Raw genomic sequence first — 15,764 nt, 5'->3', positions numbered from 1 at the left:
CCGGCAGCGGGGTAACCTCGATATCCAGGAGATAATCATATGTCTCAGAAAGGAGTTTTGGTGGCACTACTGGCTAGTTGTTGCGCGATGGCGGCTCAGGCCGACACGCAGACCTATCAGCTCAATTGGCACGCCACCGCCAGCAAGAGCACCGGGATGGAAATCTCGCTCACCCACCCGGGCCAACAACCGGTCAATTCCCCTTTCACATCCAGCCCGGTCCAGACCGAGGCCATCAACCTCAGCAATCCGGATTTCAACACCACCTACCAATTGAAGGCTCGCACCCTGTATGCCAGTTTGCCCGAACAGGCCGGCACCGACTTCAAGCTGGCCCTCAACGGCCAGCCACTGCCGCAACACCATGCTCTGCCTCTGACCCAGGCCACCCGCTACTTCCTCAGCTATCTGGCCCCTGCAGCCAAACCGGACCAGACCGGCGAAGCGGCTTATGAACTTCTAATCTACTGGCACGGTTGACCATCAATGAAGGCATGCCCGACATGCCTTCATTTTTATTCCGGTTCGGTCTGCAATTGCATGATAGCCTGTCTGACGATCCCGTAGACATGCTGCAACTGCGGCAATGCCCTCGGCAATCTCTGCGGCGTGAGCCTGGCAGATTCTGTCTCGCTGCACACGGCAACCAGTTTCATCGCTCCCATGAGCCTGGCCCCGCCCTTCAAACGGTGCACACAGTCGAGAAAACGGGCCAGTTCACCGCCCTCTGCGGCTTGCTGCAGGCTCAGCAGATCATCGTCGCTGGCCCGCACAAACTCATGCAGCAACGGCAGCATCAGCGCCGGCTGATTGCCGGTCAATGATCCGAGACACTGCTTGATCTCCTGCACGCAGCGCTCGATTTCCCTCTGTTCCTCATGCTGCATGTGGCGACACAGACAACGCTCCAGCTCCTCCAGCCCGACCGGTTTGAACAGGCAGTCATCCATGCCGGCGGCCAGACCCTCGCTCACCTGCTCCTGGCGGGCATCCGCCGTCAACCCCAGGATGAGGCAACGATGCGTACCTCGGCTCAGCTCCAGAGCACGATACTGGCGGGTCAGTTCAAAGCCGCTCATGCCAGGCATGTTGAAGTCGGTGATCATCACATCAAAGGGTGTGTTGGCAAACAGTTCCAGCGCCTCGCTCCCCGACTCGGCAGCCGTGGCATCATGCCCAAGGTATGCCAGTTGCTGGCTGACCAGCAGCCGGTTGGTGGGGTGATCGTCCACTATCATGACCCGCAGCCGCCGGTTATGCCCTGTCATCGTGCCCAAAGCCACAGGCGTGACTGATTCGACGGGGCTCGCCAACGGCAATTTCATCTCTATGCTGATGCATGTGCCGTGTCCGGGCTCGCTCTCCAGCAGCAGCGATCCCCCCATCGACTCGCACAGAGAGCGGGAGATCATCAGTCCCAGTCCGGTACCGGAGCGCTGGATGTACTCGGGCTGTCTGGCTTGACCAAAAGGCTGAAACAGTCTGGCTTGCTCCGCAGGCGCAATCCCTATACCCGTATCCCGGATCACCAGTTGCAAGGTGCACCAGCCATCGCTGGGTTTTGATTTTAATTCGACCCGCACCGATCCCTGCTCCGTGTACTTGATGGCATTACTGATGAGATTGGAGAGGATCTGCTTGTAGCAGATACCATCGATCTGTATCCAGCGTGGCTCGACGGCGGCGAGTTCCAGTTGCAGGTTCTTTTGTCTGGCCAGCGCAGTGAATACAGTGACCACCGAGGCCGTAAGCCCTGTGATTTCATGGGGTTCCGGCCTCAGTTCAAGCCGACCGGACTCGATCTTGGAAATGTCCAGAATATCGCCAATCAGGCTCAGCAAGTCCTTGGCCGAACCATGGGCGATGGAGAGTGAGGTCTTATCCTCCTCATGCAGCCGATCACGGCGCAGGGTCAGTTCCAGCAAACCAATGATGGCATTCATGGGCGTGCGGATCTCATGGCTCATGGTCGCCAGAAAGGTCGACTTGGCACGATTGGCCTCTTGGGCATCTTGGCTGGCCAGAGCCAGTTCTTCAAGCAGGCGCAGCCGCTCGCTCACGTCGATCCAGCCACCGATTACTCCTTGCACATTCCCCTCAAGATCAAAGTAAGGCTGAACCCAGTGATAAACATCGACAGTGCCAGTTGTCATTGACAACCTATGATCACTCTGTCTTACACAACGAACAGTACGTGCGGTGCTCAAATCCTCTAACAACGGGGCAAGGAAAGGCCAGCGCTGAACATCGTCCGCCATAGTGGTACCCAGCAGATAGCTCTTCTCCTCATTAAAGAAGCCGGCATATGTGCTGTTACAGAGTACCAACCGGTCTTCCTTATCACGGGCATAGATGGGGTGGGGTGTGCCGTCCACCAGATCTTCGATAAATTTAAGCTGGGAGCTCAAGGCCACCTCGGCAGCCCGACGCTGGCGCACCTGTTTGTGCAGTGAAAGCCCCCATAGACCGATCCAGATGGTCAGCAGCATTATTAAGGCGATAATACCGCCAAATTCTCGTACCAGTTCCTGCCAGGTAATTGCCTCCTGCTGGGTACTGACGCGCCAGCGATTGGAGAGCCCCTCCAGTTCATCCGGTGGAATCATGGCTATTACTTGATCTAGGATGTCCCTTAAAATTTGACGGTCTGGGGACACCGCAAAAGCCGCGCTTATAGGAATTGATTCAAACAGCTCACCCGTAATGAGTAGACTGTCCTGAAACTTGCTATTTATGTAGTACTTGGCAACGCGTAGCGGTAAGACAGTTACATCACAGAACCTAGTCGCAACGCAGCGCAATGCATCTTCGATCCGCTCGAACTTTCTGGTGGTCAGCTTGCCATACTCTTCTTCAATCGCCTGTTCGGAGATGAAATCTTTAATCATGGCGACTGTACCAGTTTTCAGTAGAGTCTCAGGCACTGTTGCCTCATGGTGTACCTCAACGACATAAGCCAAAGGATCCAACACAAAAGCTCGGCTGAATAAATAATGGTTTCGACGTGTCTCCGTTGGGCTTAATACGGCGACATCCACCTGGCGCTCCTCAAGCAGCTGTAGCATCTGTGCAGTTGTCTTAACGGGAACAATCTCTATTTCAACCCCAAGTTTCGCCCGCAATACCTGCAGCAAGTCAGCAACAACACCATGCAAGGTGCCATTGATATCCCGAAAACTCAGAGGTGGAATTGTATTGTTAACACCAACCCTAATTTTTCTCTGCTTACCTAGCCAATGCCATTGCTCACTGGTAAGTTCAACTTTGCTCGCACTGATAGAAAGTCCGCCACCATTCCAACGCTTTGCTATTTCTGCACGTTTTCCATCAAGTATTTCCTCTAGGGCTACATTGATTATTTTTTTTAGCCGTTGATTTTTCTTGTCTAAGGAAAATGAAAAGCCATGTGTATCTCGATATAATGGTTTTAGTAGCTGAATGCTATCTTGATAAAATTTATTAACAATAAAATTCCCTGAAATCATATCTAACATCACAGCATCTACTTGCCCATAAGCAACTGCAGACAGTGCACTGTACCGAGATGGATACATTTTTATCTTTAAATCAGGTAGATATCGCTTAACATCAATTGTTGGAAGATAATAATCAGGAACAGCAATCGTCTTTATATCACGCTCCTCTACATGTATATTTTTATATATGGCAGGATCATCCGGCATATATTTATCTGTCAATAATAGCTGTTGTTGTTCTTCATAGGCATTAGACGTACTTAAAAAATCTATTTCTCCCCGTTTGAGGGCCTCAATAGCTTCAGCTCGAGACGGTATATTTTTCACAACGATCTCAATACGCAATAAATGACTAAGCATGCCAACAATATCAGCGGTGACTCCTTCATATGCGTTTGCTCGCAGTGTTATATCCATAGGGGGATTGTCCGGCATTGGAACGCCGAGCACCAAGCGCCCTCTATTTCTCAGCCAAAGCCAGTCCTCCGCATTTAGCGGTAAAAACTGCTTGTCAATATACTCACTGTCATTACGCGCATATACATGTAGGAAAGGTGTCTCAAGATGATGAGCAGAAGCGCAAATAGTGAATAGGAGGGCTAATAGAGCGGTGTATGATGCTTTCATGTTTACAGTAACTCTTGACGCTTAGCAAGGCTAATCAAATCAACCATATTGGTCACATTAAGTTTCTGCATCAATCGAGTTTTATACGTACTGACGGTTTTTTCACTGAGCAACATGCTCTCTGCAATCTGCTTGTTGGTATGTCCGTGACATATTTGCATTAATACACTCATCTCTCTGTTAGATAGGGCTGATAGGAGATCTTTCTTATCTACATCATGAGCATTTTTGGCGCCGTAAATAACCTCGTGAGGGAAGTGAAGTTGACCTTTTCTAATTTTAATTAGTGCTATTTTTAGCAAAGAAAGATCTTCCATCTTTGATATAAAACCGTTCGCTCCAGCTTGGAGGCAGCGCACCATGATATGATGTGTAGCTTGTGCTGATAAAATTATTATGTTGATTTTTGAATCGATTTCTTTGATTCTTTTGATTACCTCAATACCATCCAGCCTAGGAATTCCAATATCCAGAATGACGATGTCTGGATGATGTTTACGTGCCATTGAAACTGCATCAACACCATTGTCAACTTCGGCAATAATATGATGTTCATCCTGCTGAAGCAGGATGCTTACAGCCATTCTTATGGCGGGGTGATCATCTACTATCAATATTTTTGCCATATACGTTCCTATCATAACACCACTTGATATTGCTTATGTTAACTATAAAAACATCACGCGTACCATATGGCGTTTTAATATTAACAACATGTTACATAGTTTAGGTGGAAACTCATGTCCTCGCACCTAATCGATAGTTATCTAATATTTTTATATTCACTCATCAATGACTTACATAGCAATACACTCTTTTGAGTCTCTATTTTTCATTTACTAATTCCCGCATGGCAACCACTCTCATCCACCACCATCAGAGGAACGCGCCATCTAGATAAGAAAACACTAAAGTTCTTGAAAATCAAAATCATAAGGAAAATGAAAAAAACTGATAAACGAATAAAAATGCTTCGTTTTAAGTTGCCAACTAAAGCTACCTTTTAAGACTTTTCCTACACAACATTCAATCGATCCAAACTGGTCTGACCGCTATCTTTGCTGGCGAAAAGATGAGCTGGCTGATGAAGCATTGCGCTTCGGCAACCGGCACGGTTGCTTGGACAAACCTGTCCGGCAAGGTGGAAAGGGAATGCACCCTGGGTGCGTGAAATCAAACGGGTGGCAAATGCCCCCATCAGGAAATGTGTAGGAAATATCAAGATGAAAAAGACTCTGATTGCGCTGACTGTTGCTGGACTGGGCTTCGCTGCCGCCGCTCAGGCCGCTGTAGAGGCAAAATCCGTTGCCACCTGGAAGGCAACCGCCAAAAAGGACACCGAGTCGGCGCTGGTTGTCACGCCGCTCGACAGCCTATCTTTCCAATACGCGGAAGGGATCAAGGGTTTCAACACCGTGAACGGTCTGTTCGACGTTGCCATCAAGGGTGATGCCAGCGCCACCGACTTCACGCTGAAGGCCAAGAAGCTGAGTGGCACCCTGAACCACCTGAGCGGCGGCTCCACCGTCGACGTCGGTGTACTGTGGCAAGGTGCTCCCGTCAGCACCACCGCCTATACCACACTGATCGATACCGCAGCCGGCATCACGGGCGGCAACCTCTCTCCGCTGGCCAGCAGCTTCAAGGATGACACCCAGCGCAGCACCGCCCAGGGCTCGTTCACCTTCAACATCGAGAGCGCGACCGTCAACGGCACAGAAGCGGCTTTCGAGACCCTGCCGGATGGCCTGTGGAGTGGGGAAGTCAACGTCGAGTTCGTTGCCAACTGGTCCTAATTGCCGCGACGAATAGTATTCGGGGCCCTGCGGGGCCCTTTGCAATCACAGGAGTTCCCATGAACCTGAAAATGCTGATGGCATGGATGCTGTTTATTCCCGGGGTCAGCCAGGCCATCAACGTTGGTTCCGTCACCACCTTCATCGATGCGGGCAGCCAGGATGTTGCCAAGGAGATCGAGAATGGCAGTGATCAAGCCAGACTGGTCACCATCTCCGTCAACCGCATCTCTTCACCCGAAGAGGGTGGCCAAGAGATCCCGATGGAGGTGGCCGGCGAGCTGATGCTCTCGCCCAGCCGACTGATGCTGCCAGCCCATGCCAAGAACAACGTGCGTTTCTTTTACAAGGGACCGCAGGACAGCAAGGAGCGCTACTACCGCATCCGCTGGCTGGACACCGCCCTGTCGATGGACGACCAGAGCAACAATCGCCGCCAGGCGGTTGCCACCACCTCTGCCCAGATAGGCACCATTCTGGTGGTCGCGCCACGCCAGCAGCTCTTCGCCTACAACCTGCAAAACGGAATGTTGAGCAATCAGGGGAATGCCTCTTACCGCACCGTGGCCTACGGCCCCTGTCTGGACCGCAAGGCACAGGCGCAGTGCAAAGAGACCTACTACGACCTGCCCGGCAAGCAGCGCCGCTTCAAGAAAGTCGATATGCAGGATCCGCAAAGTCATCTTGGCCTCTGGCTGGGTCAGGAATTCGTCGTCGTCAAATAACCCGTTTGTGCTGGTACTGCCTTCACCACCCGGTCGAGTGGCGGTGTTGTTTTGCCGAAATCTGAAACCATGGTGCGTGATATGTTGAAGAAAACCTGCTTGTTGCCGCTCTCATTGCTGATGGTGGTCTCCGCCTCGGCCAACAGCGCGGCGCCACTCAAGATCGCCAACGTCATCATTCCGGCCAGTTTTGCCCAGGCTCTGGCAGAAGGGCTGGCTGTTCCCGTACGTCTGCAGTACACGGATGAAAAATACCGGCTCGACACCCTGACCGATAACCCGATCGGCAATGCCACCCTGCTGCTGCAGGACGGCAAGCTGCATCTGCTGCACATCGATTTTGGTGCTGGCCAGCAGCAAGGTCTGCTCAACGACCAGCTGACCACCATGCTCGCCAGCAAAGAGAAGCGCACGTTTTCTGCCGAGGGCAGCTTGCAGATAGCTGCCAACACCAGCATGCAGCTTGACCTGGTGGCCATGTTGCTGACGATTCGAGTTTCACGCGATGCATTCGGCCGGGCCAGGCAACCGGACAACCGGGTGACCTTGACTCCGACCGTTGACGCCCTGACCGGGGTGCATCGCTACAATCTGGGCTACTCCTTCAACAGCAATCGGCAAAACGGTCACAGCGACTCCAACTTCCTGCAACTGGACAGTACCGTCGGGATGGGCGCCCATCACATGGCGCTGGACGCCTCCCTCTACAACCTTGGGGAGCCAGAACAGAGCGGTGACATCTATCGTGCCATGTACGAACGGGATCTTGACGATCGCCGCATCGCGGCCGGCATGGTCTCGACCTGGGATCTGCAGACGCTGGGGGTGGTGACCGGCCTGAGTACTGGCCGCATTTATGGGGCATCGTATGGCAACCAGGCCCAGTCACGTAAACAGAAAGCCGACACATCCACCACCCCGGTACAAGTCTTCATGCCTGCCAATGGCGAGGTCAGGGTGTACCGTGAGGATCGCCTGATCAGTCTGCAGAACCTGGCTATCGGCAACCAGAATATCGACACCTCGGCGTTTCCCAGTGGCGTCTACAACGTCACGGTCGAAGTCTATGTCGATGGACGGCTGACCAGCACAACGACCCAGCGTGTCACCAAGTTGGGCGGTAGCCTGGGCTTTACTCAGGAGTGGGGATGGCAATGGTGGGGAGGCATGATGGAAGGCGCCCAGAACAACGGCGATTCACCGCTGCTGGGAGTATCGCTGGCACGTTCGCTGGATACTCTGGAACTTGCCACCACAACCTATGCCTTTAAGGATGCAGCGGTAGGTGAAGCCCGTGCAAACTGGCAGGCAACCGATCGTATCAGCGCCCAGTTGCAAAGCATGCTGGCCTCCGACCAATCGTGGCGATTCGCATCCAGCCTCGCCCTGCAGGCCCATGACAATGCCTCCCTGTGGCTCAGCCAGGAGAAACTCGAGACTGGCAGCGCCCTGACGGTGAGCAGCGCCGAACTCTACTCCGCCGGTATCACGCTCAATCTGGGTGGCTGGGTCAGCGGTCTCGGCCAGCTCACCTTCAACACCCTGCACGACCGCCAGATGAACAGCGATCGCAGTTATGCCGATTACTACCAGCACCTTTATGCTGGCAAATACGGCAACCTGTCACTGCGCGCCAGCCTGCAAAGCGACAGCGGTACGCTCAACGGATTCAACAACAAGAGCATCACGCTGGATTACTCGATCCCGTTCGACAACCTGTTCAGCTTTGGCATGAGCAGCAACGAGCAGGGCCAGACCACGGCCAACCTCAACTACCAGAAACGCATGGACAGCGTCATCAATCTAGCCTCGTTCAATGCCTCGCGCATAATGCACGGCAGTGATGAACACAATATGGCGCTCTCCGGCACACTCGGGTTCGAGAACAGGGTCATCGGCGGCACCATGACGCTAGGCCGCGGCCATGGTGGCGACATGAATGGCAACCTGATTGCGCGCGGTGCCCTGGTCACCACCGAGGATGCACTGGTCGCCTCTAGCCGCAACTCCTCGGGGTCCGGCTTGATCATCAATACCGGGATCGATCGCCAAGGACAGATGCTCGCCAAGGTCAACGGACAGGATTACCCCCTGCAGGGCGAGCAGACCTTCCTCGCCCTCCCCCCTTACGGGGAATACGAGATAGAGCTGCTCAACAGCAAGCGGGGCAAGGACAGCTACGACATCAATACCGGCAAGCAGCGCTACACCCTGTTTCCCGGCAACGTGGCCAGCCTGGATGCGAGCGGCACGATCAAGGAGATGGTGACTGTCTTCGGCATACTCAGGGCAGAAGACGGTTCCTTACTGGCCAATGCCCGCATCGACAACCATATCGGCACCACGGTGACCAACGAAGCTGGCGAGTTCTCGCTGGATGTAGATAAAGCCAACCCCATGCTGACCTTCCGCCAGGGGAATGACTTCTGTGAAGCCGAACTCGATCTTGAAACACACACCGGCGCCGCCTGGGTAGGCATCATTACCTGCCAGGGGCTGCCCACCTATGCCATGGTGAGAGAGTACTGATGATGAATCCCACATATAAATGGCTGTTGGCGATGGTAATTGCCACCAACTGGACCTCGCAGGCCAGTGCCGCAGTATCCAAAACTGTCTGGCCAAATGCTCCGCTACGAAACTTTCTGTTTATTGAAAACCAAGAAGACAACAACCTATTTGTGGCACCTACCGACGGATTAGATCCACGTTTGACCGGTGCAAATGCTTGGACCTCCCTTAAAGGGAATGGGCAAGTGAGCCTGGCGTATGTTGATAATGGATACAACACCGATATTAACAATTGGAACGTCGACATGTGGGAAAACGGCCCGATCCGTCGTCCTTATGTCAACCAGCGCTGCATCATGACATATACCCGCTGTGATCCCGACACGGCAGAAGCGGTCAACAAACCCGCCGTGGTTGATGACCTTGGCTTTTTCGGTCTCATTGGCGCATCCGCGGGATGGGGGCACGGCAAGCTCAGCGCGAGTTTTTTTGACTATCTGCGCACCATGCCAGTTGGAGCCATTTTGAACAGAGAAATGAACTTGTGCATGACCACGCTCAAATACGACGCGGCGGCTGGAGAGCGCTGTATCAATCAGAACAGTGGCTACTGGTACGTGAGAAACATGCAGCACAAGAAGGCTGGTCATCTGCGCTTCGTACAAACCAATGCGATTAGCGAAGTCATTGTTGACAGCAATGGCATACCTTATGTCTTGCCTGGCTCTCAAGGCTGTGAAAACTATCGTCTAGGCAATCAAGACGGCATTTTATGTCGGTTCCTTGACTACAAATTCAATGACGACGGCAGCCAAAATTATATCGAACCGTATATGTATACCAATGTCAGAAATAGCTCATTGAATAGCGCCATTGGCGTCACCGATTTGCAAATGAGTGCGGATCTCAAGAATTGGGCATACAAGGGTTATCGCCATAATATCAGCAACCTCAGGGGGCAATCCTCTGTATATCTGTTCCTATCAAGCAATTTCTTCAAACAAGTGGTGAGGTTGGGCCTGCAGGAACAACTTACTCGTAGCCTGATCAACTTCAATATGAAAAATGGATATGCACCTGAGAGTGGATACTATGAGTTCAGTGGCACAACCGAGATACATATCAAGCCACGGGACTTCAGCGTATCGATTCTGTCATCCGATGGTATAACCACACCTTACAGGGAAGGCAGCGTTGGAAAAGATATTCTGACTTTTCCCTACAATATTTCTGATAGTGGCCCAATTAGTGCCGATCTGCTCGAAATATCTATTTCGCAAGACCAAGGCGCTCCTTATCAAGGGCATTGCACTTTTTACCCTGCCGGGAAGGTATCATCCGAGCAGGCCGTGCCAATCCCGACAAGGCTGGTGTTTGATTCAGGGACTCATGGTGCCGCTTCCCAGCATGCCATTGAATGTGGCGGACACTCGGTAGATATCCGAGCCTTGGGCATAAAAGACAACCAACCACCACAAGAGTGGAACGATCCCGTCAACGGTAAAGGCATTACCCGATTCTACAAGCTGGCGCTGGAATTTGATCTGACTGATCCCATGGTGCAACGAACCATTGGCAACGACCTGTGGGAAGGGGAAGTACAGCAAAGCGGTACCATTACCATCAAAGGGACCTGGCGCTGATCATGAAGAACGACACGCATCGCATTTTCTGGCTCTTGCTGGCCAGCACGCTGAGCTCACAGGCCATGGCCATCGACATCGGCGCCATGACGATTGCCATGGCACCGAACGAAGAGTTCATCGCCCGGACCGTCACCAACAACAGTGGCTCGCCCAAGGTCTACGAAGTGCAGATGGAAAAAATCAGCAATCCCACTGCCACGGGGACAAGCGTCCCGACGGTGCCTGGCGAGCTGCTGTTCGCCCCCAAGCGCTTCACGCTGCACGCCAAGCGCATGCAGAACGTCAAGCTCTACTACAAAGGGCCGGCGGATGGTCAGGAGCGTTACTATCGCATCACTTTCACCGAGTCACCGGCGGCCCAGCTTGATGAAAGTGGCCAGGCCAGGCGCCGTGGTGCGTTGGAGATGAAACTCGCGCTGCAATCGACCCTGGTGGTACGCCCGCGCCAGGTGCGTTTTCAATACCAGCTGGCCCCGGCAAGGAGCAGCATTACCAATACCGGCAACACCTACTTCGAATTCATGGTGAAACGGGGGTGTCAGCAGGCGGACAGCGAGGCAGACAGCAAATACCTGTTGCCCGGCGAGACCTACCAGAACCCGAGGATCGGCCAAGCAGGCAACCAGAAGCTGATCGTCTACCAATCCCGGTTCATTCCGGTCGGCAAGGATTGCTGGCCTGACTAGCCGCTCACGACCAAGCTCCCGGGATTGAACAATGCCCTGACCATCGGACAACAGTGTCGCCAGCCGCGCAGCGATCAGGCACTGGCGGCACATGATGTGAGAACAAAACTTCTATATTAATTTTCCCCCGTCCAACACAAACTCCGCTCAACAAAACTGTCCGGCCACCCAGCCGGAGGACCAGGCCCACTGGAAGTTGTAGCCACCGAGCCAGCCGGTCACATCCACCACCTCGCCGATGAAGTAGAGGCCGGGCACCTTGCGCGCCTCCATGGTCTTGGAGGAGAGCTCGTTGGTATCGACGCCGCCCAGGGTCACTTCGGCGGTGCGATACCCCTCGGTGCCGTTGGGCAGGATCTGCCAGTCACCCAGCAGGTTGGCGATCGCCTCAAGTTCCCGCTCGTTGTACTGGCGCATCGGCTTGCTGGCCAGCTGACCCAGCTCCACCAGCTTGTCGACGAAGCGCTTGGGCAGCTCGCGCCCCAGCACGGTTTTCAGCTCCTGCGCCGGATGCACCAGCGCCCATTCGCGCAAGGCAGCCGGAATATCCAGCTCCGGCAGCAGGTTGATGTGGATCTTCTCACCCGCGTGCCAGTAGGAGGAGATCTGCAGGATGACGGGGCCGGAGAGGCCGCGGTGGGTGAACAGCATCGCCTCCTTGAAGCGGGTGCCATCCTCGGCGGTCACCGCCACCGGCAGGCTGATGCCCGCCAGATCGGCAAACGCCTCTTTCTCGGCCTGATGGAGAGTAAAGGGCACCAGCCCTGCGCGGGTCGGCAGCACCTTGAGGCCGAACTGCTCCGCCAGCTTGAAGCCATACGGGGTCGCGCCCAGCTTGGGCATGGAGAGACCGCCGGTCGCCACCACCAGCGAGTGACAGCCGATCTCACCCTTGCTGGTCGTCAACACAAAGCCCTCGTCCTGTTTGCTGACGGTGAGGATCTCGGTCTGGAACTGCAGGGTCACCCCGGCCCAGTCGCACTCGGTTAGCAGCACATCGACGATATCCTTGGCACTCTCGAGACAGAACAGCTGCCCCAGGGTGCGCTCGTGATAGTTAACCCCGTGGCGATCCACCAGATCGATAAAGTCCTGCTGGGTGTAGCGGGCCAGCGCCGACTTGCTGAAGTGGGGATTTTCCGACAGGTAGGCGTGAGCGCCAGCCTGATGGTTGGTGAAGTTGCAGCGGCCACCGCCACTGATGAGGATCTTGCGGCCCGGCTTCTTGGCGTTATCGAGCACCAGCACCGAGCGGCCCCGGTAGCCCGCCTGCGCCGCACACATCAATCCGGCCGCACCGGCCCCGATCACCACCACATCGACCTGCTTCATCATCACTCACTTATCAAAATAGAAACGGCACCTGGCCAGAACCGAGATTGCCTCTGGCGGAACACAACCATAGTGGCTGCCCACCAGAATAAACAACGGCCCTTAAAAGGGCCGTTATTGTACTGGCTGAACACTAAGTGTCCACGACTATCAGGCGTTGCTGTCCATGATGCTGGCCGGAGCGCCTTTGGCCAGTTCGGCCAGCTCCTTGTCGATGAAGTAGAGGCCTTTGCCATCTTCACCCACCAGACCGAGACGGTCGACGATGCTCTTGAACAGCTTCTCCTCTTCATGCTGCTCGGCCACATACCACTGCAGAAAGTTGAAAGTGGAGTAGTCCTGAGTAGTGAAGGCTACGTGGGCCAGACCATTGATGCACTTGGTGATGTGGTACTCGTGCTCCAGGGTGGTACGGAACACGTCGCCCAGCGACTTGAACTCATGGGGAGGGGCATCGATGGCGCCCAGCTTGGGCATGGCGCCGGTCTCGCTCACGTAGGTGAACAGACGCTCCATATGCTGGCGCTCCTCGACGGCGTGCTGGCGCAGGAAGGTGGCAGCCCCCTCGAAACCCTTGTCTTCACACCAGGCGCTCATCTGCAGATAGAGATTGGAGGAGTAGAACTCCAGGTTAATCTGCTCGTTCAACTTCTCGATCATGGCTTTGGCCAACATCTTGTTTCTCCTCAGTGATTTGGTATCGATTGTCGCCACACTCCGGCCATGAATCAACCCGCCAGAGAGAGGGGGATCCCGTTCCTGCCAACTCAGGGTGTCAGCTCGCCAAGGGAGGCGACGTCCACCGGCGCACCGTAATCGACGCCCGGCAACTCGAAGCCGTTGAGCTGCATGAAATCCTGCCGCAACCCGGCAAAATCCCCCAGCCCGTGGAAATTGTCCGGCGTCACCTTGGGCCAGAGCGCCGAAACGGCGGCCTGAATGGCCGGGTCAAGCTCGTGGTCATCTATCCGGATCAGTCGGTTGCCATCAGCCACCACCCCATTAGGCCCATACATCTTGGCGGCGAACAGTCGCTGCATCTGCTCGATACAACCTTCGTGTACACCGCGCTCCTTCATCACCCCCATCAGCAGGCCGAGATAAACCGGCAGCACCGGAATATAGGCGCTCGCCTTGGTCACCAGCGCCTTGCAAACCGACACCCAGGCGTGGCCACCGATCTCGGCCAGCTGCAGGTTGATGGTCTCGGCGGTGGCGTGCAGATGTTCCTTGGCATAACCGATGGTGCCATCCCGATAGAGGGGATAGGTGGATTCCGGGCCAATGTAGGAGTAGGCCACGGTTTGCGCGCCGGGCGCGAGACAATCCGCCTGCTGCAACGCCTGCATCCAGAGCTGCCAATCCTCGCCCCCCATCACGGTGACGGTATCGCGGATCTCCTCCGGCGTGGCGGGCGCCAGCGACTGCTGCACCAGCGTATCGCGCTCCAGATCCAGCCCCCAGCCGCTGAACGGCTGGCCGGTAGTCTTGAGCACCGAGCGCACCTGCGTGCCGTCGGGCAGCACCCGAATGCCGCTCGCGAGCGAATAGATCACCAGATCCACCTGCCCCAGCTGCTGGCGGATGGTGTCGATGGCCTGCTGGCGCATGCCGTCGGAGAAGGCATCACCGATCAGGTTGATGGCGATGCGACCCTCCTGCTCCGCCTCCTTGCGAAACCAGATGTTGTTGTACCAACCGGCACTGCCCAGCCCCTTGTCGGAGGGGCCACGCTCGAACGAGATGCCAATGGTGTCGGCACCGGCACCGAAGGCGAGCGCAATGCGCGACGCCAGCCCGAACCCGGAGGAGGCCCCCAGCACCAGCACCCGCTTGGGCCCGCTGAACGGGCCAGCGGCCTTGATGCGTTCGATCTGCTGTTGCACGGCGGCGCGGCAGCCGATGGGGTGACAGTTGCGGGCAACACAGCCCTGGATCTGCGGATGAATGATCATGAGAAGGCCTCCAAAGAAACTGGCTACAGCATAAACAAGTCGCGGGAGATTAACTTGATGCCGGATCTCTATCAGCAAGAAAACGGCAAGAAAAGCAGCAGGAAATGAGGCAGAAAAACAAAAGGGAGCACGTGGCTCCCCAAAGCGGTATTCAGATGCTTTTTGTTGTTTTGTGTTCATTGCGAAGCACGGGCACATCCTATGCCTCTCACCGGCTGCGGGCAATAGAGTGGGTGTGACCTGGCTCAAACTCCTGTTTAATTTACGAGCAAAAAGTGATTATTAATTGAGTCAATTGCAACCACCTGCTGGAAATTAAACTCGTTCAAATCCCTAAACTGTGCCCAAGGCACCATTTTAGTTTCAGCAGAGATTGGTATAGTGAGTGAAGGATCGGTAAGGAGACATCCCATGAGTGGTACAACCTATTACAAGCACATTCTGGCCGCGATCGACTTGTCGGAAGATAACCGCAAGGTGATCGACAAGGCGGTGGACAGAGCCCGTTCCAACGGCGCCAAGCTGTCGGTTATCCATGTCGATGTGGACCTCAAGGATCTCTACACCGAAATGATCGATATCGACATCGACAACGTGCAGGATCAGGTGATCGCTGAAGCGAAAGAGAAGCTGGAGGCCTTCCTCGCCTCGGTGGACTACCCCATCGAGAAGAAGCTGGTTATCTGCGGCGATCTGAGCGAGCGAGTCAATCAGGCGGTCAAGGAGTACGAGATCGATCTGCTGGTGTGCGGCCATCGCCAGAGCTTCTGGAGCCTGCTCACCTCGAGCGCCCGTCAGCTGATGAATACTGTGCCCTGCGATCTGCTGGTCGTTCCCTTGCAGAAGTGATCAAACAGGCGTAGTGTGATTTGCCATGAATATGACCTCATTCAATCACAACTACTGGTGGTGCTGCTCTTAAACAGGCGGCACCGCGTTTCTATTGTAAATTTCCCAAAGAAAACACCGTGACCGCCGAGAGGCGGTCAACTGTTTTTATCCCTTTGTCG

General features: G+C 54.7%; 12 protein-coding genes. 7 read left to right on the top strand and 5 right to left on the bottom strand.

What is annotated here, in order from left to right:
- Positions 1 to 39: 39 nt before the first annotated feature.
- Complete coding sequence (locus tag AACR93_RS19515; RefSeq protein WP_043851712.1) at positions 40 to 480, top strand: hypothetical protein; 441 nt, start codon at positions 40 to 42, stop codon at positions 478 to 480.
- 35 nt (positions 481 to 515) lie between these two features.
- Here the strand turns inward: AACR93_RS19515 and AACR93_RS19510 are convergent, their stop codons facing one another.
- Together AACR93_RS19510 and AACR93_RS19505 are read right to left on the bottom strand one after the other, a co-directional pair.
- Complete coding sequence (locus AACR93_RS19510; protein WP_043851711.1) at positions 516 to 4,103, bottom strand: transporter substrate-binding domain-containing protein; 3,588 nt, start codon at positions 4,101 to 4,103, stop codon at positions 516 to 518.
- Between the two features lie 2 nt (positions 4,104 to 4,105).
- Entirely contained in the window at positions 4,106 to 4,729 is a 624-nt protein-coding gene (locus AACR93_RS19505) for a response regulator transcription factor (RefSeq protein WP_043851710.1), read from the bottom strand.
- Between the two features lie 597 nt (positions 4,730 to 5,326).
- Between AACR93_RS19505 and ecpA the strand changes: the two genes are divergently transcribed.
- From ecpA to AACR93_RS19480, 5 genes are all read left to right on the top strand, one after another.
- A complete protein-coding gene (ecpA, locus tag AACR93_RS19500; protein ID WP_043851709.1) occupies positions 5,327 to 5,899 on the top strand; it encodes a common pilus major fimbrillin subunit EcpA in 573 nt (190 codons plus the stop codon).
- A 59-nt stretch (positions 5,900 to 5,958) separates the two neighbouring features.
- A complete protein-coding gene (locus tag AACR93_RS19495; RefSeq protein ID WP_043851708.1) occupies positions 5,959 to 6,624 on the top strand; it encodes an EcpB family pilus assembly chaperone in 666 nt (221 codons plus the stop codon).
- 81 nt (positions 6,625 to 6,705) lie between these two features.
- Positions 6,706 to 9,153 carry a fimbrial biogenesis outer membrane usher protein gene (locus tag AACR93_RS19490; RefSeq protein ID WP_043851707.1) on the top strand — a complete coding sequence of 816 codons (2,448 nt, stop codon included), beginning with the start codon at positions 6,706 to 6,708 and terminating at the stop codon, positions 9,151 to 9,153.
- The gene (locus AACR93_RS19485; RefSeq protein WP_197077976.1) at positions 9,153 to 10,778 is read left to right on the top strand and encodes a hypothetical protein; all 1,626 of its coding nucleotides are present in this window, start codon (positions 9,153 to 9,155) and stop codon (positions 10,776 to 10,778) included. Before AACR93_RS19490 ends, AACR93_RS19485 begins: the two co-directional genes overlap by 1 nt.
- Before the next feature lie 2 nt (positions 10,779 to 10,780).
- Complete coding sequence (locus AACR93_RS19480; RefSeq protein ID WP_043851706.1) at positions 10,781 to 11,467, top strand: fimbrial biogenesis chaperone; 687 nt, start codon at positions 10,781 to 10,783, stop codon at positions 11,465 to 11,467.
- 147 nt (positions 11,468 to 11,614) lie between these two features.
- On the opposite strand, the gene AACR93_RS19475 is transcribed toward AACR93_RS19480, so the two are convergent.
- The 3 genes from AACR93_RS19475 to fabV all read right to left on the bottom strand — a co-directional run bounded on the left by AACR93_RS19475 (position 11,615) and on the right by fabV (position 14,754).
- Entirely contained in the window at positions 11,615 to 12,799 is a 1,185-nt protein-coding gene (locus AACR93_RS19475) for an NAD(P)/FAD-dependent oxidoreductase (protein WP_043851705.1), read from the bottom strand.
- Between the two features lie 150 nt (positions 12,800 to 12,949).
- On the bottom strand, positions 12,950 to 13,474 hold the full coding sequence (gene ftnA / locus AACR93_RS19470; RefSeq protein ID WP_041210835.1) for a non-heme ferritin: 525 nt from the start codon (positions 13,472 to 13,474) through the stop codon (positions 12,950 to 12,952).
- Positions 13,475 to 13,566: 92 nt separating this feature from the next.
- Positions 13,567 to 14,754, bottom strand: coding sequence for an enoyl-ACP reductase FabV (gene fabV, locus AACR93_RS19465; RefSeq protein WP_043851704.1), 1,188 nt, complete (start codon positions 14,752 to 14,754; stop codon positions 13,567 to 13,569).
- 411 nt (positions 14,755 to 15,165) lie between these two features.
- Between fabV and AACR93_RS19460 the strand changes: the two genes are divergently transcribed.
- Positions 15,166 to 15,603, top strand: coding sequence for a universal stress protein (locus tag AACR93_RS19460; protein ID WP_005339229.1), 438 nt, complete (start codon positions 15,166 to 15,168; stop codon positions 15,601 to 15,603).
- The last annotated feature ends 161 nt before the right edge of the window (positions 15,604 to 15,764 follow it).

The organism is Aeromonas sp. L_1B5_3, assembly GCF_963866575.1.
GTDB lineage: Bacteria > Pseudomonadota > Gammaproteobacteria > Enterobacterales > Aeromonadaceae > Aeromonas > Aeromonas jandaei.
The sequence above is the reverse complement of the archived record's forward strand: the minus strand, read 5'-3'. Positions and strand labels throughout refer to the sequence as shown.

Coding starts and splice junctions, on each gene's coding strand:
- AACR93_RS19485 (WP_197077976.1), top strand. CDS start 9,153: ATGATGAATCCCACATATAAATGGCTGTTGGCGATGGTAATTGCCACC.
- fabV (WP_043851704.1), bottom strand. CDS start 14,754: ATGATCATTCATCCGCAGATCCAGGGCTGTGTTGCCCGCAACTGTCAC.
- AACR93_RS19490 (WP_043851707.1), top strand. CDS start 6,706: ATGTTGAAGAAAACCTGCTTGTTGCCGCTCTCATTGCTGATGGTGGTC.
- ftnA (WP_041210835.1), bottom strand. CDS start 13,474: ATGTTGGCCAAAGCCATGATCGAGAAGTTGAACGAGCAGATTAACCTG.
- AACR93_RS19480 (WP_043851706.1), top strand. CDS start 10,781: ATGAAGAACGACACGCATCGCATTTTCTGGCTCTTGCTGGCCAGCACG.
- AACR93_RS19460 (WP_005339229.1), top strand. CDS start 15,166: ATGAGTGGTACAACCTATTACAAGCACATTCTGGCCGCGATCGACTTG.
- AACR93_RS19505 (WP_043851710.1), bottom strand. CDS start 4,729: ATGGCAAAAATATTGATAGTAGATGATCACCCCGCCATAAGAATGGCT.
- AACR93_RS19510 (WP_043851711.1), bottom strand. CDS start 4,103: ATGAAAGCATCATACACCGCTCTATTAGCCCTCCTATTCACTATTTGC.
- AACR93_RS19475 (WP_043851705.1), bottom strand. CDS start 12,799: ATGAAGCAGGTCGATGTGGTGGTGATCGGGGCCGGTGCGGCCGGATTG.
- AACR93_RS19495 (WP_043851708.1), top strand. CDS start 5,959: ATGAACCTGAAAATGCTGATGGCATGGATGCTGTTTATTCCCGGGGTC.
- AACR93_RS19515 (WP_043851712.1), top strand. CDS start 40: ATGTCTCAGAAAGGAGTTTTGGTGGCACTACTGGCTAGTTGTTGCGCG.
- ecpA (WP_043851709.1), top strand. CDS start 5,327: ATGAAAAAGACTCTGATTGCGCTGACTGTTGCTGGACTGGGCTTCGCT.